Origin of the sequence: Microcoleus sp. bin38.metabat.b11b12b14.051, assembly GCF_013299165.1 — a bacterium.
In the GTDB taxonomy this organism is placed as follows: domain Bacteria; phylum Cyanobacteriota; class Cyanobacteriia; order Cyanobacteriales; family Microcoleaceae; genus Microcoleus.
In genome coordinates this window covers 313816-332840 of sequence record NZ_JAAFKD010000002.1, presented here as the reverse complement: position 1 = coordinate 332840, position 19025 = coordinate 313816, and the positions used below count along the sequence as shown (strand labels likewise).

Below are 19025 nucleotides of genomic sequence, written 5' to 3'. Positions count from 1 at the left end.
ATAACTAAACTGTAAATTAGGAACCGAAATTTTTTCAAGATTAACATGGTAATTCCACTAATGAATCTTACTTAATGTCTGTAATTGTTCGATAATCAAAGCCTAGGATCTGGGATGGGCTAAGAGGTCGTGGGTTCGGGGGTTTTTTGCTGGTGTTTGTGAGGTAGTCAACTTGCTGACTAATCTGCTTCCTGTTGAGAATTTTTCCCATCGCTTTATAACCGATACTGACAGATAAACGATCGGGTGTTATGCCTTTACTCACTAATTCTGCCATATGCTCCTGATAGTTTTTAACAAAATCATTGTACTGATCGCCATTTTTGTAAAGCTGTAAGTTGTATCCGCCATTAATTATCCCAGATTTCAACCAGTTGAGAACATCTTGATTTTGGTCGTTCAACGCATAACGAAGCAAATTAGCTGAAATGCTAAATGTGGTACGAGGAAGTGCTTTTTTGAGATTGGTCAGATTCTTAGTTAATGCCCGTTGAATCCAGCTTTTATCGTTGGAATCTTTATCAGCGGTGATTGTTGAGCGATGCAAAGTGGCAACCTCTGCTTCTGTGGCGGAGGGAATTCCCAAGCGATCGTCAAAAATAATCCCCTTCACAAAACTACCATATTTGTTAATGAAGTCCGTGGCTATATTTTGCAACTCACCCCACACGCTCGGATGCAGGAGGTCTACATAGGAAAAGCCACCATCACCTTTATAACTCAGCACTGCATTCTTATCGGGTACGCCACTGTAACGGGCCTGTTGAGCCGCTTTATACATCGGGCTAGAAGGTGCTGCTAGCCCACTCCCCTCAAACCAACCAATTACTTCAATATCTCTGGGTTTATTGGGATGTGCTCTGTGGTATTTATCTAGTTCATCTTTAAACTCGGCAAAAACATCTTGACCCGATAAACCTCGAATCATATTTTCTATACTATCCTTATATCTAAAAGTAGTCCCCTGTGTAGATAACACGTTCATGTAGACTTTTTTGATTGATGGATTGTTGATGATGTCTCGAAATATTTGGCGTCTTTGTTGTGGTGTTGTATTCAATGTACCAGTATAAGACAGCCAATAAGAGCCTATGTCTTGAGGAGGCCATTTTTCCGAACCAGGAGCACCAGGCCCGGCAACCCAATTATCTGGAGCATTATTAATTACCTTCTCAGATTCAAGCTCTTTAAAAGTACGACGCGGTGGTGTCCAGATATCCTGACTCGGCTTCGGAGGCTTCTGTAAATCGATCGGCACCTGTTTTTTCGGAGCCTTATTCAACCGCGGCGCTTCCCCAAATTTGGGTAGATCATTAACCTGTACCCCAGTTTTCTTCGGATCGAACCCTCCCCTTTTCGACTCTGATTCACCAGGCAAATACTTGCCATCTTTCCAACTAGACTTCGACCAACTCTCACTCCAATCATTCCTCCCATCATCCCAGACTGTCCCACTACGAGTCCAACTCCAACTGCTGCCATTACTGGTATAAACATTCCTTTTATTCACCGATTCTGAGTCGTAACCACTTATCGTCTCACTCCAACTGTAACCTCCCTTAAAGTAAGATTTGGTGTAACTCGAAGTCCAACTAGAATACTTGGAAACGTCACTCACTACCCCCTTACTATCGTAACTGCTGTCCCTCAACCATTTCTCGTAACTTGAGCTGCCATTTTCTTCTTTTCGACCATCTTTGTAAGTTGTGACTGTCTGTGAATTGCGAGTGGTTGAGGTATCGCTATTGCTAGACGAATTGGTATTGTTGCCTTCGGTACTGCCATTGCTTTTACTCGCAGTTATTGTCGATTCATCGCTGTTACTTTTAGTGGTATAAGTATCAGCTTTGTACTCGTTATCCCACTGCTCTTGATTTTCCCCATAGCTTTCACTTTCGTTTTTGGAACTGGGTTTTCCGGCACTGTTGCTGCTGGAAGAGTTCGACTTGTTGATTGAATAATTATCGCGACTGTGGTTTCTAGTTTCTCCCCCGTTTTTGTAACTTTCTGTGCTGTTGCCCTGAGTTACTGAGTAATTATTATCTCGATTGTTTCTCCAAGAGTTAGTACCGTTGCTGCTGTTTGTTTCCTGGGACTGATTTTGGGTATATGTGTCTGTGTTGCTCTTATTTTTTGACTTCCCGTCATCGTAACTGGTGTTGTAGTTATTATTTCCTTCTGAATAAGTATCCCGGGTGCTGCTGCCGACGGTTTTGCCGTTGGTTGTGGTATTGTTCCAGGTGTTGTTGGTGATTGAACGGTTGTCGCTGCTGTGGTTGGTTTTGTAGGGGCCGCTGCTAGTTTTACTGTTTGAGTTGGATTGATTTACTTCGGAATTCTCGCCGCTGTAAGTGCTGCTAGAATTGTTGCCGCTGCTGCTGGAAGTCCAGTTAATTTTTCCTTTTCTTTGGGTTGTACTGTTATCGCCAGAACTTCCATTGCTGCTGGTATACTGATTGCTTGTGGTGGATTTGGAACCTGACTCTTCTTGGGTTTGGGAGTTACTAACTCCATAGTTACCGTCGTATTTGCCGTCGGATTGAGATTTAGTGTTTCGGTAACTGTCGCCAGCACTTTTTTGAGTTTGTGAAGGACTGGTATAGTTGCGACTTGAACTCCATTTCTCAAGAGATGAGCTTTGGCTGTTTCCTGTGCCTTCGTATTTGAGTCGGTTTTGGCTTGATTGGGATTTATCGGTTTTTTCTATTGAGTAGAGGGAAAAGTTTTTATCTGTGTAGTCCCTGGCTGTGCTATTTGTATCTGTTGTTGTTTCATAGAAAGAGTTGCCGTTACTGTTGGTATTGGTACGGCTTTTGTTCCAGTTTGAATCTGTGTGTGAGTAGTTGCTATTGGTTTGAGTGTTTGTGCTCCTTGTACCGTTAGAGTTGCTGGTAGTGCTGGTTGTGTTTCGGGGTAATTGTGTGGTGTAGGAGCTGGTGCCAACATTGTAGTCTCCGGTTGAGGTGCTGGTGGTTTTTGGTTGGTTGGTTGTGCCGTTGGTTAATGCTGCTCTTGATGAGGGTTTGGCTGTGGTTGAGCTAATGTTTTCATCGGCACTGATTAGGGGTTTTATTAATTGTTTGGTGGCTGCTAATACTGGGATTGCGGGGATTGTTTGGGCGGCGGTGGCTATTGCTAATTCTTGGTTTAAGATGCCGTATCCTGTTCTTTCGTCCCATCCTGGTACGTCGATGTCTGTTGCTGTTTGCAGGAGGATGTTTTTGATTTGTTGGGGGTTGAGGGATGGGTTGGTTTCCCACATTTGGGAGATGGTTTTTGTGATAATGGCTGCTGCTATTGATGTGCCGCTTTTGGGTTGGGTTGTGGTTTCTGTTGTGCTTGGAATTGTGTCGGATACTAGGATGTCTAAGCCCTCTCCGTAGCTGGAATAGGCGCTGCGGTTGTTGTTAGAGGCTGCGCCCACTGTGATGATGTTGTTGAATTCTGTTGAGGCTTGTCCTAGGGCTGAGGATTTTGCCCCTTGATTGCCGGAGGCTGCTACAATCAGGATGTTGTTGTCTTGGGCGTACTTGAGTGCTGATTTTTCTGGTTCTGTCAATTGGTAGCGTGTGGTTTCTCTGCCATCTGGACTTATTTGGGTTAAGTCGAAGCTGAGGTTAACTACGGCGTTTGGTTGTTTTGATGATTTTGCTGCGTCTACAAATTCTATCAAGGATTCGTGCCAGTTGCCGGAACCTGTTGCTCTTCCCAACCAGATTGGTGTTTCGCGATTGTTTTTGTTTTTATCGCCGGCTATAATTTCAAGGATGGCGCTTCCGTGTTGGTTGCCTTCGTTTGCTTGGAGTAGGGGGTTGTTGTCGTTGTCGATTAAGTCTTTTCCGAGGATGATTTTGCTGTAGTCGATGTTGGGGTTGTTGGTGGTGAAGCCGGTGTCGATGATGCCGATTAGTGGTTGGGTTGGTTGGGGGGAATTGGGAGTTGTTTCTAATTCGGTAGTTGTGTTAGCAACTGGGTATTCGTTAATTTGGGTTTGGGAGTTGCTTTGGCTTTCGGGGATGATATGAAGAGAATTTTCTGGCTGATTATTTGCGGGTGATGCTATTTCTGGAATAACGGTTGTTTTTTCGGAGTTGGTGTCAAAGTTAGGGTTTGCATACTCGTCAATGGTTGTTTGTGAGTGATTGTCTGTGTAGGGAATGATATTTGCTGAGTCTGACGGTAGATAATTTTGAGTGGTGGCTGTTTCGGGAATATCGGTGAGGTTTTCCGAGTCGGTGTCAAAGTTGGCAATTATGTATTCTGACTCGGATGGTGGATGGTTGTCGGTGAATTCTGCTGCGGGTAATGTGCGGTTGAGAGTGTCAAGCTGTGGGGAAATTTCCTCATCATAAATTAGTGGGAAACTTTGATCGGTTTGGCTGGTAGTTTCGGTAATGTCTGCATTGACGGAGGTATTGGGGAGATTTAAGGAGATGTTTTGAATTTCTCCGGTGATAATGTCTGTTGCTGCTGCTGGTATTCCTGGTAATTCGGTGGTTTCTGTTTGGGTAGAGGCTGAGGGAATGGCTGTTGTTTCTGTTTTTTCACCTGTTATTTCGTCGATTGAATGAATAACTGCGACTGCTGATTGAGTGTTTTCTGAGATTGTTGGGAGTAGATTTGGGGAAATTGTCGCGTTTTTGGTTTCTGTGGCTGAGGAATCTGGTTTTACCTCGATAGGCTTTGTCGCAACAGTCGGGTTTTTGGTTTCTGTGGCTGGAGAATCTGGTTTTTTCTCGACTGGATTCGTCGCAGCAGTAGAAACACTCGTGTTTTGAGTTTCTGTAGCTGGAGAATCTGGTTTTACCTCGATAGGATTTGTCGCAGCAGTGGAAACTGTGGCGTTTTTAGTTTCTGTGGCTGGAGAATCTGCTTTTGTCTCGACAGGCTTTGTCGCGTTTTTAGTTTCTGTAGCTGGAGAATCTGGTTTTACCTCGACAGGCTTTGTCGTGGAAGTGGGAATTTCTGAAACTGTCGCGTTTTTAGTCTCTGTCGCTGGAGAATCTGGTTTTACCTCGACAGGCTTTGTCGTGGAAGTAGGAATTTCTGAGACTGTCGTATTCTTAGTTTCTGTGGCTGGAGAATCTGGTTTTGTCTCGACAGGCTTTGTCGCGTTTTTAGTGGCTGTCGCTGGAGAATCTGCTTTTGTCTCAGCAGGCTTTGTCGCAGAAGTGGGAATTTCTGAGACTGTCGTATTCTTAGTGTCTGTAGCTGGAGAATCTGCTTTTGTCTCAGCAGGCTTTGTCGCAGAATTGGGAATTTCTGAAACTGTCGTATTCTTAGTGTCTGTGGCTGGAGAATCTGGTTTTGTCTCGACAGGCTTTGTCGTGTTTTTAGTCTCTGTGGCTGGAGAATCTGCTTTTGTCTCAGCAGGCTTTGTCGTGGAATTGGGAATTTCTGAGATTGTCGTATTCTTAGTTTCTGTCGCAGGAGAATCTGCTTTTACCTCGACAGGCTTTGTCGTGTTTTTAGTGTCTGTGGCTGGAGAATCTGGTTTTACCTCGATAGGCTTTGTCGTGGAAGTGGGAATTTCTGAAACTGTCGTATTCTTAGTGTCTGTCGCTGAGGAATCTGGTTTTACCTCGACAGGCTTTGTCGTGTTTTTAGTGTCTGTCGCTGGAGAATCTGGTTTTGTCTCAGCAGGCTTTGTCGTGGAATTGGGAATTTCTGAGACAGTCGTGTTTTTAGTGTCTGTAGCTGGAGAATCTGCTTTTACCTCGACAGGCTTTGTCGTGGAATTGGGAATTTCTGAAACAGTCGTATTCTTAGTGTCTGTCTCTTCCGTACATTTACACTTTTCTGAAGTTGTATCTGCTGTTGTTGCGTTGCTGTCGGGAATTTCTGAGACTGTCGCGTTTTTAGTCTCTGTTGCGGAGGCATTTGGTTTGACTTCGGCGGGAGTTGTCACTGAATTGGTAATATCGGAAACATTCCCATTTTTTGTTTCTTCTGTGAATGTGCTGGAGTCTATTTTGATGTTATTGGTAGTTTCATATTTTGTATTGCTGCCAGTAATTGGATCGATTTGGGAGGTGGTTGTTGGGTCTTTTTTAGGTAGATTATCGATTGTCGTTCCGGGATTTTCAATCAGTAAAGCGTCTATTTCTGTTATTTTTATCTGTGAATATGTGCTGCTATCAACTGATAATTGGCTTTTGTTCAACAATTCTGGACTGATGTTACTGGTGTCTAATTCGCTTGGTTGTATGTTTTTTGTGGGGGGGGGGAAATGATTAGTGCTGGTAATGTTTCCTAACTGTGTCTTTTCTGTGTCAGGAATTATGGATGTGCTGGTAGTTGTGCTGGGGGTGAGTGAGTTGATTGATAACATTCGCTGGCTCCCTGATTTTTCAAATGTTAATGCGTTTCCTTGGACATTTAAGGATAGTATTGACTTTTGTTTCTTGGAATGTATTTGTCAACGATCTAGTTTTATGCAGCGTGAATATAAACGCTACACTCAGCGTTAAACTGTCATTTGCGCTCTGATGATCGACGCTCTGATGAAGTAAATGTTTGTGCCGATCGCTCTTTTTGTTGTTGTCGGCTGTTTTGTTGCTTTTTTGAGCTTACTAATAACTGTTATAACGTGTCAATAGCTGTCCGGCATCTTTACGAAAGTTTCACATACAGCGGATTTCACGTAGGTGAAGCAGGTAGGAATTGGTAACTATCGTGGCGGTGTTCTTGTAGTTGTGCTGATTCGCCCCCGTACCCGCCCTGATGCGCCCCGTACTTGCACTGATTCGGCTTTATACTTGCGCTGATTTGCCTCCGTGCTAGCCCCCACACGCTTAATATATTCCGAGCAACGACTGATGTATGAAACATCGCCCCAGAACTTAGGAAGTCGGAGGGGGACTTACTGAATGAGGGGTTGAAACTGTTGATATTTTATGTAATTAATATCGTGAAAAGTGCAATATTTATGAGCGTTCACGCCTCGGTCGATAAATCTTTATCACAAAAAAGCAGTCTTTTGAGTAATACTAATGATTGACAAGTGGAACTAATTTTTATTTTTTTTGCCAATGAAGACGTTATCACCTTTTAATCGCGCACATCCCTTTTTTAACTATCGAGTTGCTCTTGTTCTCAGCATTATCCCCATTTTCTTTGTCGGTTTAAGCAGCGAATTTTATTCTGGGCCCGGGCGAGAGTTTTTTAACGATTATTTTGGTGATTTTCTTTACCAAATTTTCTTGATTCTGCTAATTGTTTTGATGTTCCCGCAAGTTGAGCCGAGCAAAATTGCGGGGGGAGTTTTCATTTTTAACTGCATAATTGAATTTAGCCAACTGTGGCGGCCTGCTTTTTTACAAGCTATTCGCGCTACATTATTCGGACGTTTGTTCCTGGGTAGCGGTTTTTCTTGGGAGGATTTTATTGGCTATTTTTTGGGATGTACTTTGGGATGGGTTTTGGTGGTTTGGCTGAAACGGAAAATTAGTTGGTAGGGTGCGTCAGCAGAGAGATGTTGATTTTGCAGCTACAATAATGCAAGCTGACGCACCCTAGGAATACAAACCAATTTATTAATTGGGTGTTTTTGCTCTAGCTACTACGATGCCGATCGCACTTTCGACTCTGCTAATATATCTGTGCAAGTCGTAAGCAACTGTCACAGCCCCAGCCGGCGAAGCGTGAATGAAGCCGAGATTCCCGTCTGCATTCCTGTACACAAAACCCGTGTGGGTGACATCGAGTCCTTTGACATCGGTGGCTACCGCTACAATATCCCCAGGTTTTAACTGGGAATAAATACTTTTTATCTGATTGGTGGGGATGTAATTAACAGTTGTTTTGGCTAATTCTGCTTCAACACCCACAATGCACTGATAAGTCGCTTCGTCTTTCACCATTTGCGGGTAGCTGCTGCGGTGCTGGCTCATGAAGTTTAGTTGTTTGTTCATGGGTACTCCGCCCAATTCAACGGTGATGTTTTCTACGGTTTGCCGTTTTTGATTGTCGTTAATCCATTCTGAAAAATAGTGCAATCTGCTGCAATAACCGTTGAGTTTACCGTTTAAATACCGCTGTGATTCTAAGCGATTTACAAAATTTTGATAGTCGTAATCTTTGACTGCTACACCTCTGGCGATCGCTACCACTGTTTCGACAAACAAAACGCAATCAAATTGATTCAAGGTGACGATTAACTTTTCTTCGCCGGATTTGTCGAGCAAACCTTCGGTGTAGGGTTTTCCGAGGAAATTATCGGCGATCGCCTGTACGATTTCTCCCAGCGGGCGATCGGGCAAATTTTGTTGCTTTGCATACTGTACAACTTTTTCAAAACGTGCTATGTCTTCGGGTATGGCAGCGGTATGTGTCTCGGTAATCCTCTCGGGATTACTTGAGTCCGGTCGTCCCGCCAACACCTCCAGCAATTGGGAAGAGGAAATTTCGGCTAAATGGTTGAAATCCCAAAACAGAGTCGGCAAACCCAAAACAGTTTGGTTTTTTGTTGCTTCGGGATTTTCGCTTTCTCCCGTCAACTGAGTCGCTGCATCCTGGCCGTGTTTTTCTGTTTGTGTGGAGATAACTTCTGTGCCTGCTGGCTGGGACCCAAATGCCCAAACATGAGGTATCAAATAATTATTCGTGCTGGCGATCGCCAATCCTAAAACAGCCAGACTCCAAAAATTTCTCATGTTTTTTAAAGAATTTTGCTTCAACTCAGTGTTATCCTGAAATTTTTACAATTATAGAAGTATCAATCAGCCTGGAAGACAGCTAAAATCGGCAACAGCGGACTCGATCGACACACTTGTCATTTAGATGCCGACCTATTATAAACTGATCGTGCGAGTTTGATACCAGAAGACTGTAATGCAAATAGACCGACGACGACGCCAGCGATCCATCGAGCCCCGCAGCCCAATCAACCCCAGACGCCCCAGCAGCGATCGCCCAGCCCCGTCGCGGCGTCAAACTGCCGTGAAGCCCAGCTATCCCGTAGGGAATCGCCCAGCCCCGTCGCGGCGTCAAACTGCTGGCCCAGCCCCGTCGCGGCGTCGAGTCAGGGCTAAATTTTCGCGGTTAAAATACCGTAACATCATGTGTTTAATTGCGGGGGCGCTGGCGATTGGTTGGATTCTCACCATACCCTTCAGAAGCCGCCCTCTCCCAGAACCTCCAGTGATTTTGACTCAAGAGGCTTTGTCGCCGCCGACAATTGAAGCATCGGAAAATTTAGTCGATCGTCAAAGCGAGCCTACCTTCAGCTACAACATTAAAACACCTCCCAATCCTGTTTACTCTCAAGAATTGCAAGGGATTGTTGATGAAGCTGTGAAGATTGCAACCAACAAAGGATTGCCCGCAGAATCGCTATCAATTAGTTTAATTGATGTCAGCAATTCCAAAAACCATACCTTCGCCGGATATCAAAATCAAACTCTCAGATTTCCGGCTAGCGTTGCTAAGTTATTTTGGATGGCTGCCTTTTATTCAGCCATGGAAAAAGGCTTAATTACGGAAAGAGAATCTGCCTTTAAGAATGACCTAGAACAAATGATTCGCATCTCCAACAACGATGCGGCTAGCAGAATAGTAGACCAAATTACAGCTACAGAATCCGGCGGACAGCTCGCAGGAGAACAGTTACAAACATGGCTGAAAAAACGTAATCAAATTAACACATTTTTCCAGTCAGCCGGCTACAACAATATTAGTATAACTACCAAAAATTATCCCATATACTATTTAAGGCAAGAAGAGCCAATCGGTCGCGATTTGCAATTGCGGGGCGATCCTTCTCAGCCGATTCGCAATCAAGTAACTACTGACCAAGCCGCCAGATTAATGTATGAAATATATACAAGACAAGCTGTTTCGAGTATTGCCAGCCGCAAAATGGCTTACTTGCTGACGAGAGATTTAGACCCTAAGGTGTGGAAAAATGACCCTAACAACTCGATACAGGGATTTATCGGCGAATCTTTACCAACTAATATTTATTTTGGTTCCAAAGTTGGCTATACTTCTCGTTCCCGTACCGAAGCTGCTTTTGTCAGAACTTTAGACGATCGCGCGATTTATATTTTAGTCGTTTTTGCCGACAATCCGGCTTATGCCCAGGACGAAACAGCTTTTCCGGCGATTTCGCGATACGTGTTCGATCGGCTCAACGCTCGCGGCCCGGGTAGCTCAAAGTGATATGATGTGCGATCGAACAACCAAAATCAAATTGGTTTGAGCGTTCGGACTTTATACTAAATCCGAGTTAGGCATCTCCTTTATGATTCGGCGGTTGAAACCGCTTCTATACAAACGAAGCCAGCCTCCGCGGGCTAAGAAATAAAGGGGGTAGAAATCCCGGATTTGGTATTAGTCCTGAGATGAAGAAGGACTAAAGTCCTCACTACAAACCAATTAATTAGGTTTGTAGTGAGGACTTTAGTCCTTCTTGATTCACCATCGCAAAAACAATTTAACTGGGGCGAAAGGATTCGAACCTCTGAATGGCTGGACCAAAACCAGCTGCCTTACCACTTGGCGACGCCCCAATGTCTTAACCTTCATCATCTTAACATTCAACCACCAGAATCTGTCAAGCATTTTGACAAGAAAACTTAAAAAATGTTTTTCCAACCGATCGCCTGCGGGTTTATTGCTTGAGGCCCACGGGGCGATACAGCGGGATCTCTATCCTGAACTCGGCTCCCTGTCCTGGTTCTGAGATACAAGTCAAAGTGCCGCCGTGTTTTTCCACCACAATTTGGTAGCTGATCGACAAGCCGAGTCCGGTGCCCTTACCTACTGGCTTGGTGGTAAAGAAAGGGTCAAACAAGCGCAATTTGGCTTTTTGGGCCAATCCTGGCCCGTTGTCGCGAATCCGAATCACGGCAAGTTGACCGATCGACTTTCCTGACTGACGATCCTGGGAGTCACAGGGCACCACCGCCGTCGAGATGGCGATCGTCTTGGGTGCGGGCTGAGGTTCCAAAGAGTCGATCGCGTTCCCCAAAATATTCATAAATACTTGGTTGAGCTGTCCGGGATAGCACTCTACCTTCGGCAAAGCGCCGTAGTCTTTAATTATCTCAATTCCCGGTATCAGCCCGTTTGACTTCAAACGGCTCTGCAAAATCAGCAGCGTGCTGTCAATCCCTTCGTGAATGTCCACCGGCTTCATCTCGGCTTCGTCGTGCCGCGCGAAGTTCCGCAGAGATAGGACTATTTGGCGGATGCGTTCGGCTCCCATCTCCATGGAAGACAGAATTTTCAGCAAATCCGGCACTACAAAATCAATATCGATTTCTTCGCTTTTGTCAAGAATTTCCGGGGCCGGCTCCGGGTAGTGCTTTTGATACAAGCGCAGCAAATCCAGCAGATCCTTGACGTACTGCTCGCAATAAGTCAAGTTGCCGTAAATAAAATTAACGGGATTGTTGATTTCGTGAGCAACGCCGGCGACCATTTGACCGAGAGAGGACATTTTTTCGTTTTGGATGAGCTGAGCTTCTTTCTGCTGCAAACTCTGCAAAGTTTCGGTGAGTTGGCGGGCTTGAGTTTGAGCGGCTAAGGCGGCTGCTCGGGTTTGGGCGTAAAGTTCGGCTTGGTCGATCGCGATCGCCAGTTGATCCACCACCGCTTGCAGCAATTCCACTTCGCTCGCCGCCCAGGAACGGCTGCTGCTGTAATGGTTGCAAACTACCGCCCCCATTTGACCCGAGCGAGTCTTGAGCGGCAACAGCAGCTTAGAAACAATCCCAGCATCGGTCAAAAAATCTCGTGTGAGGGGTTCGATGCAGGGTGCTGTAGCAGCGTCGCCGATCCGCAGGGTTTGGCGGTGGCGAATTTTCTCGGCTAGCAGGGTTACTTGGTCGATCGGATATTCTGCGAGCCGCTCCTTGAGTTCGGGATTTGCCGCCTCGTGGGTCATCGCAAAGCTCGGCTGTCCGTGTCGCGATACTGAATACCACAAAAAGTAACACTGGTCAACCTGCAACAAGTTGCGAATCTCGTTAACAGCCGTATCTAAAATTTTGTCGAGGTCGAGGGAATTTCGCATCTGGCTGGCGAGGCCAAACAGCAAGCCTTCGCGGCGGCTCAACAATTCTTGTCGGGCCTTGAGGCGATCGATCGCTACGGCGAGGGCGTTAGCCATCCATCCCAGAACTTCTAAAGCTCCGACGGCTAAGGCTTGGCTGCTAGACAGAGCCATCACTCCCACTAGCCGCTCCTCCACAATCAGCGGATAGGCAATGGCCCAAAGGGACGGCAGCGAAAGCAGGAACACCGGAGCTGCTGGGATTTTTCCCAGTTCGGCTCGCACCCAATCTTCTATTTCCGCTTCCCACTCTTGGCTGCTGAGTCCTGAAGTCGCCTGCAATTCTAGCCGCTCTGTCTGGGGGTTGAACGTCCAGATACTCGCCCCAGAGGCGTCCATATCGTCTACCATTGCGTCGGTGCAGCGGCTGAGGGTGGCCGATATTGTCCCGCCTTGCCGGAGGGCTGCACCGATTTTTGCTTGCAGGGTTGCCAGGGGCGATCGCTCGCTCAGCAAGTCTGGCGTTGGCTGGCCTAGGGGCGATATTTCGGGGATTTCTTTGGTATCGTACCCGATGCAGGCTGAAGTTTCGGGCAAATCAGGAGATTTGCCTGTTTCCCCCAGCATCGCGAGCTTTGGTGTGGGAAATATTCTCGTCCTGCTCTGTGGCGTCTGTACTGCCCACAAAAAGTCCTGGTTTGAGCGAGCTAATTCCGAGATTTGCTGCTCTTGGGAGGTGATATTTTCTAACTCTGCTGCCTCTTTCTGCGCTTTGACTAATTGCCAGCGCAGCTCTATTAAATTCGCAACTTGCCGCGCCAAAGTTTGCAGGCTGTCAATGGTTTCCTTTGTCAAGTCTTTTGGTGCGGAGTCCATCACACACAGCACTCCCAGCATCTGTCCGCTTGAGGTAACGACTGGGATGCCGGCATAAAATTTCACGAAGGGATCGGAAACCATGAGCGGATGATCGATAAATCGCACATCTGTGGAAGCGTCTGGGACAATGACGGCGGCGGGCGGTTCCCGGAAGGAATTTGCAGGGAGCGCGGTTGCTGGTGCGGGAGCAACCGCAGGTTTTTGCAGGGAATTTGCCCGGTCACATTCCGAGAGAGAGTTTGAGCTGATGGCTATATCTGCCGGAGTTGGATCGCTCGCACGATCGCAAAAATTTAGGTAACGGTGGGCAAAAGTTCGATCGATACCTAAGAGCGACTTCAACCAGTGGCGGCTAGCATCAATCAAGCTCAAAAAAGCAATAGGAGTTCGGCTCACTTGAGCTGCCAAGCCCACCAAATCGTCAAAGCAATCCTCCGGAGCAGATCCCAAAAGTTGATACAAGTTGATGCGATCGAGATCGAAGACTTTTTTACCAAAAGACAAGGGTGCTTTCATCATGTATAACTGCCCATCTAATTGCTGGCAACCGCCATTCTCAATACTGACCGATAAAAACGAGCTATGAATTTTGTCCAGGGAGACTACTGTAGGCGCAAGTCTCGCCCAGACTGCTTGCGCCAACTCGGGCCTACCTTTTGACTGACATGAAAACTTTTGAGTTATGGGAGTTAGAGAGCACCACAAATCTAATACTGTAGAAAGTATACTTCGAGTTGACTATGCTTTAGAATGCCTCCGGCTGGGTGAACCGTATTGCCTCGGTTGGGAGGAAGCACCCTTCAAAAATAAATACCGCATACCTTACATAGAATTTCATAAAAAGTTTAATTGTATTTTAACAGACTTATCTAATCGTGGGTAGCAGGGTTGCTGGTAGATTAAAATAATTGGTTTGTGCCACAATACCAGTGCGGTTTACCGGGCTGTGCGGCACGTAGCTCAACTACAGTCAAAAAATGAACTACGAAAGATTACCCAAATGTTAAACTTTGTAACAATAGTTGTTCAAACTCCAGCGTCGAGGGTTTCTGGGATCGGATGCACATTTGGCAACTCTTGTAATCGCCGATCGCCCCCTCTGGCAATCCCTATTTTCGAGTTTGAGGGCAAAGAAACAGGGCTGGGGTTTCTACTAACGCTCGCGTCAAGGTTGGCAGTTATTTCGTAGAGGCAACTCTCAAAAATTGACCGACCCAAAAATGGATGCAAGCCCCCGACACTCATCAAGATTTAGATCCCAATTTTAGAGATATAGCCGAGTCTCAAAAAGATTAGGTATGTCTGATAATGGGTAATGGGTAATGGGTAATGGGTAATGGGTAATGGGTAATTTTACCCTCGCGCGCGTTGCCGAAGGGGGGTAAGAAAGCACTACACCAGATGCCCAACGAGCCTTGCTGTTTATTGATTGCCTTTCTTTCATTACCGATTACCGATTACCGATTACCAATTACCGCAAACGTCCGCGAATCTTTCTGAGAAATGCTATAAGTTTCCAGCTTCCAGATTCATCAGTGGAGGAAATCTAAAATTATTCAATCTCAAATCGAATGACGGCGGGAATTATGTTTGCTATTTTCAAGAAATATAAATAAACCGGGAGAATCATATGTCTGCAAATAGCAGTCAAGTACCAACTATTTTGGCAGTTGATGATAGCGTTGTGATGCAAGGACTTGTCAAACAAGCTTTAAGCAAAGAATTTCGAGTTCTGGTGACAGACAATGCAGTGGACGCCTTGTCAACGATTTATCACGAACAAATTTCGGTTTTGTTGCTTGATGTTTCGATGCCTGGAATTGACGGATTGGAACTCTGCCGGACGGTGCGTAGCTTGCCTCAATTTCAGAATTTGCCGATCGTCATGCTGACAGCCAGAGATGGAGCCTTTGATAAGGTACAGGGACGTTTGGCGGGAGCAACCGAGTATCTTACTAAGCCGTTTGATGCTGAGAAGTTGCGCGAAGTAATTGGTAAGTTTATCAATCTAAAATCATAAAATTTACCCGCCCTACATCAAAGAAACAGTCCTTTATATGTAGGGTGTGCTGCCAGCACCAAAAGCGCTAGAATCCGCGAGTAAAACCTTATTTGATTAGTTGCTAATTCCCCTACCTGATGTAAGTGCAAACCGCGATATTTTATTTAAATCCTAAAGTTTTAACTTCGCCAACAGCAGAGGAGCGATCGCGCTGACGGGCAAAATGTGCTGGGCCGCACCCAGGGCGATCGCCTCTTTCGGCATTCCGAACACAACGCAACTCGCCTCATCTTGAGCAATTGTCAAGCCGCCGACTCGGGCGATCGCTAACATACCCTCAGCACCATCTCGGCCCATTCCCGTTAGTAACACGGACGCCGCCCCGCGACCGTAAAAATTAGCAACTGACTCAAATGTTACCGTAACAGAGGGGCAATGTCCCGCGACAGGAGCAGCTTCCGAATAAATAAATCGTCCTTGAGCATCCAATTCTAAATGACGTTTTTCCGGCGGAAAATAAACAATACCAGCTTGCGGGAATTCCCCACAACCCGCTATTTTGACCGGCAGTTTAGATTCAAAACCCAACCAGTCAACCAATCCCTGCAAAAATCCCTCACTGATGTGCTGGATGCAAATTACCGGCACTGGTAAATTAGCCGGAAACTGCGAAATAATCGAGTGCAGCGCTTGCGGCCCGCCCGTAGACGCCCCCACAGCCAATAACTTAATAGTTTGAGAATTGAGATTTTTGCTGGATAATTGGTAATTGTGAATTGGTAATTGATGAAAATTTTGCCTGGGGCGGCGATCGCCTGTTTCGATTAATCCCAGCTTTTGATGCCGAGTAAATACTTTAACTCCCGACAAAACTTTGACTTTAGCGATTAATTCATTTGCGAGGCGATCGTAGTCAGACGCCAACCCGCCAATAGGTTTCGGGAAAACATCTAATGCACCTGCTTTCATCAGTTCAAAGACATTTTGAGTATCCTTTGCTTGGACAGAAGCACTAATGATTAAAATCGGTAGCGGGTATCTCTTCATCACTTCCTGGGTGAATTCTAACCCGTTCATTTGTGCCATATTCAAATCGGTACAGATGACTTGTGGCTGAAGTTTCGGGATTAATTCTAGCGCTTCTAAGCCGTTACAAGCCGTTCCCACAACTTGGATTTCTGGCGAACCATCCAAAATTCGCTTGAGAACGATCGTAGCTACTGGGGAATCTTCTACTAACAAAACTTTAATCGGCGATAATATCATAGGATTTAAGATTTTAAATTTTAGATTTTAGATTGTTTTCGGTAATTGGTGATTGGTAATTGGTAATTGAAAATCAGGATTTGAGCCTCATGACTTTTGACAATTCCCTACCCATTTTCCAACTAAACTAACCTTTTCAAAGTTTCGATTAATACATCTTGATTGAACGTACCTTTAGGAATATAAGCATTAGCCCCAGCATCAGCGCCTCTTTTTCTATCTTCATCCGAGGCCAAAGATGTCACCAAAATAATCGGTAACTCACTATATTCTTTTTGCTCTCGAATTTTAGCAGTCAGTCCCAAACCGTCCAAATTAGGCATTTGTACGTCAGAAATCAGAGCATCAAAATAGCGAGTTTTTAATTTGTTGAAAGCATCCAATCCGTCTACTGCTGTCACCACTTCATACCCTGCACCTTCGAGGATGCGCTTTTCTTGAGTGCGGGTAGCGATCGAATCTTCCGCTAAAAGTATAACTTGTTTGCGGCTGACGGTCTCAATGGGCGATCGCGCGCCAGCCACCCCGCGCGACAAAACTTGCTGGCGTACAGACTTGATCAAATCGTGGGGATTGAGCACCATACAAACTTCCCCCGTCCCCAAAATCGTTGCACCTGAAACGTTTCGCACCCGTTTGAGCAATTGACTTTGAGGTTTAATTACCACATCCTGTTCGTCAATCAAAGCATCTATAAATAATCCCAATCTTTCCTCCCCAACTTTCAAAACAATACAAGACATTTTCCGATCGTCTGATGTCAGGGATTCTCCCTCCGTTCTTCTCTTAAATTTTATCCAACTATCCGGTCTCTGAACGCGATATTTTTGCAGCAATTCTCTATTATTCACATCGAGTAAATCCGCCAAATAAGCTACAGATAGTGGTTGAGCCTCATAAATTATAGTTGCCTTAGATTCCAGGGAAAATATTTCCGAATTTACCACAAATTTTGCAGTTTCAATAAACTCTATTGGCAGCGCATAAGCAATACCATCAACAGCTACAATTAATACATTAGCAGTAGCTAGTGACGTGCCTATTTGCAGGCAAAAAGTGCATTCTTTACCGGATAAAGACTCAACTTGAATGCTACCTTTTAGTGCTTCAACATTCGTCCGAACTACATCTAAACCCACCCCGCGTCCCGAGATTTCAGTCACAAATGTTCGGGTAGAAAAACCCGGAGCAAAAATCAGCATTTGGATTTGGCTTTCTGTCATAACCGCGAGTTCTTCAGGCGTACAAATGTTGCGTCTTACAGCAGTTTGTTTAATGCGATCGAGATTCAGACCCCGGCCGTCATCAGAAATTTCAATGACTATATTGCTAGCAGTCTGGTAGCCTTTAATTCGGAGAGTAGCTGCGCGATTTTTGCCGAGATTTTCTCGTTCCACGGGCGTCTCTATCCCGTGGTCTATCGCATTGCGAATCATGTGCATTAAAGGGTCTTTCATTTCTTCTAAAATGCGTTTGTCAGCTCTAGTTTCTCCACCTTCAATGACTAATTCAACCTCTTTCCCTTCCCGCTTAGCCAAGTCTCTCACCGCTCGGGGAAATAGATTAAAAATAGTAGACAAAGGCAGCAATCTGAGAGTGCGAATTCCTGATTCTAATTCCTCGGCAATTAATTCGAGTCTAGTCGTATCTTCATCTACTCTAGTTTTCAATCGATTTGCTAGAATTCCCAAACGTTCTAAACTTTCTTCAGTACGCTGGTAATAACTCTGTAGCTGCACGATCAGGGCGTTTTGTTGAATACCATTTTTTTCGGATGCTATCTGATGAAAAACCAACCGATTCATAAAAGCTTCCCTGCTCCAATTTTCCCACAGATTGGTAAGTTTTTCGATATCGTTAAGTCGGTGAATTAGCCTAGTTTTGGTAACAGTTAGTTCCCCAGCTTGAGTCATTAAATCGTCTAAATTTTCCGTAGCAACGCGGATTGTTTCGATGCGGTAGGATGAGCTAGACGAAGCGGTAACATTTGTTTGGGAAGTCGGTGCTGTAACCGAGCCATTAGCGACAGATTTTTTTTGAGCTTGCAGCAGCAGTTCTTGCTCTGATTGTAGCGTCGAAACAGAGTAATTATTATCTAAGTTAGTGGGCCAATAAGTTTCACTATTGCTTTCGATTGGAGCAGTTTCCGAATCAGTAAATTCCGTTGTTATTAATGCTTCTTCTGGTATTTCTGAGGATTTTGGCTCTGCTGTGGGGGCGGCGGGCTGGGGCTTGTTAGAAGCGCCCATCATGCTAGCGAGGACGTAAAATGTATTGACACCAGAGTCTTTACCCGTTACGGCTTCGTCAACGAGTTTGCGGATGGCGTCTAAACCTTGGGAAAGTCGATCGCTAATCTCTGGATTTAGTTGAGTCTCTCCCCGCTTGATACCTCCCAAAATATGCTCTATTTGATGAGCTAAAGAGGCGACATTTTTAACCGCCAGCATCCCCGCATCGCCTTTAAGAGAATGGGTTTCCCGCAGCAATTCTTCTAGCTTAGCTGAGTCCCCGGGGTGTTGTTCCAAGTACAGCAATCCATCGTCGAGTTTCTGCAAGTGTTCTTCACTAGCAACTTTAAATACACCTCGGAGTTCTTCATCTTCAATCATAGGTATTTATTTGGGGAATTGGTAATTGGTAATTGGTAATTGGTAATTGGTAATTGTAATTGTAATTGGTAATTGGTAATTGGTAATTAATATTACCTCTTTCTTGTTGTTTATGACTAATGACTACTGACTAATGACTACTGACTACTTACTACTGAGGGCGGGCACGGGGGCACCGCCCCTACCTACTGACTACTGACTACTGACTACTGACTACTGACTACTGACTACTGACTACTGACTAATGACTAATGACTAATGACTAATG

Annotated in this window: 8 protein-coding genes and 1 tRNA gene; 3 read left to right on the top strand and 6 right to left on the bottom strand. The window is 45.2% G+C overall.

The window, feature by feature from the left end; all coding sequences use genetic code 11:
* Positions 1–67: 67 nt before the first annotated feature.
* The gene (locus tag QZW47_RS03985) at positions 68–6331 is read right to left on the bottom strand and encodes a hypothetical protein (protein ID WP_293124209.1); all 6264 of its coding nucleotides are present in this window, start codon (positions 6329–6331) and stop codon (positions 68–70) included.
* Between the two features lie 700 nt (positions 6332–7031).
* Between QZW47_RS03985 and QZW47_RS03980 the strand changes: the two genes are divergently transcribed.
* Complete coding sequence (locus QZW47_RS03980) at positions 7032–7457, top strand: DUF2809 domain-containing protein (RefSeq protein WP_293124207.1); 426 nt, start codon at positions 7032–7034, stop codon at positions 7455–7457.
* 78 nt (positions 7458–7535) lie between these two features.
* Here the strand turns inward: QZW47_RS03980 and QZW47_RS03975 are convergent, their stop codons facing one another.
* Positions 7536–8654 carry an N-acetylmuramoyl-L-alanine amidase-like domain-containing protein gene (locus tag QZW47_RS03975; RefSeq protein WP_293124205.1) on the bottom strand — a complete coding sequence of 373 codons (1119 nt, stop codon included), beginning with the start codon at positions 8652–8654 and terminating at the stop codon, positions 7536–7538.
* A 178-nt stretch (positions 8655–8832) separates the two neighbouring features.
* On the opposite strand from QZW47_RS03975, the gene QZW47_RS03970 reads away from it, so the two are divergent.
* On the top strand, positions 8833–10161 hold the full coding sequence (locus QZW47_RS03970) for a serine hydrolase (protein ID WP_293124203.1): 1329 nt from the start codon (positions 8833–8835) through the stop codon (positions 10159–10161).
* 278 nt (positions 10162–10439) lie between these two features.
* On the opposite strand, the gene QZW47_RS03965 is transcribed toward QZW47_RS03970, so the two are convergent.
* Both QZW47_RS03965 and QZW47_RS03960 read right to left on the bottom strand, forming a co-directional pair.
* Positions 10440–10511 (bottom strand) — tRNA-Gln (locus QZW47_RS03965).
* Between the two features lie 101 nt (positions 10512–10612).
* A complete protein-coding gene (locus tag QZW47_RS03960) occupies positions 10613–13396 on the bottom strand; it encodes a GAF domain-containing protein (RefSeq protein ID WP_293124201.1) in 2784 nt (927 codons plus the stop codon).
* A 1111-nt stretch (positions 13397–14507) separates the two neighbouring features.
* Between QZW47_RS03960 and QZW47_RS03955 the strand changes: the two genes are divergently transcribed.
* Positions 14508–14897, top strand: coding sequence for a response regulator (locus QZW47_RS03955; RefSeq protein ID WP_293124199.1), 390 nt, complete (start codon positions 14508–14510; stop codon positions 14895–14897).
* Between the two features lie 153 nt (positions 14898–15050).
* On the opposite strand, the gene cheB is transcribed toward QZW47_RS03955, so the two are convergent.
* Together cheB and QZW47_RS03945 are read right to left on the bottom strand one after the other, a co-directional pair.
* Complete coding sequence (gene cheB, locus QZW47_RS03950; protein ID WP_293124197.1) at positions 15051–16145, bottom strand: chemotaxis-specific protein-glutamate methyltransferase CheB; 1095 nt, start codon at positions 16143–16145, stop codon at positions 15051–15053.
* Positions 16146–16267: 122 nt separating this feature from the next.
* Positions 16268–18757 carry a hybrid sensor histidine kinase/response regulator gene (locus QZW47_RS03945; RefSeq protein ID WP_293124195.1) on the bottom strand — a complete coding sequence of 830 codons (2490 nt, stop codon included), beginning with the start codon at positions 18755–18757 and terminating at the stop codon, positions 16268–16270.
* Positions 18758–19025: the final 268 nt, after the last annotated feature.

What these genes read in the sequence shown, in the direction of transcription:
- QZW47_RS03985 (WP_293124209.1), bottom strand. Translation starts at nt 6,331, where the DNA reads ATGTTATCAATCAACTCACTCACCCCCAGCACAACTACCAGCACATCC.
- QZW47_RS03980 (WP_293124207.1), top strand. Translation starts at nt 7,032, where the DNA reads ATGAAGACGTTATCACCTTTTAATCGCGCACATCCCTTTTTTAACTAT.
- QZW47_RS03975 (WP_293124205.1), bottom strand. Translation starts at nt 8,654, where the DNA reads ATGAGAAATTTTTGGAGTCTGGCTGTTTTAGGATTGGCGATCGCCAGC.
- QZW47_RS03970 (WP_293124203.1), top strand. Translation starts at nt 8,833, where the DNA reads ATGCAAATAGACCGACGACGACGCCAGCGATCCATCGAGCCCCGCAGC.
- QZW47_RS03960 (WP_293124201.1), bottom strand. Translation starts at nt 13,396, where the DNA reads ATGATGAAAGCACCCTTGTCTTTTGGTAAAAAAGTCTTCGATCTCGAT.
- QZW47_RS03955 (WP_293124199.1), top strand. Translation starts at nt 14,508, where the DNA reads ATGTCTGCAAATAGCAGTCAAGTACCAACTATTTTGGCAGTTGATGAT.
- cheB (WP_293124197.1), bottom strand. Translation starts at nt 16,145, where the DNA reads ATGATATTATCGCCGATTAAAGTTTTGTTAGTAGAAGATTCCCCAGTA.
- QZW47_RS03945 (WP_293124195.1), bottom strand. Translation starts at nt 18,757, where the DNA reads ATGATTGAAGATGAAGAACTCCGAGGTGTATTTAAAGTTGCTAGTGAA.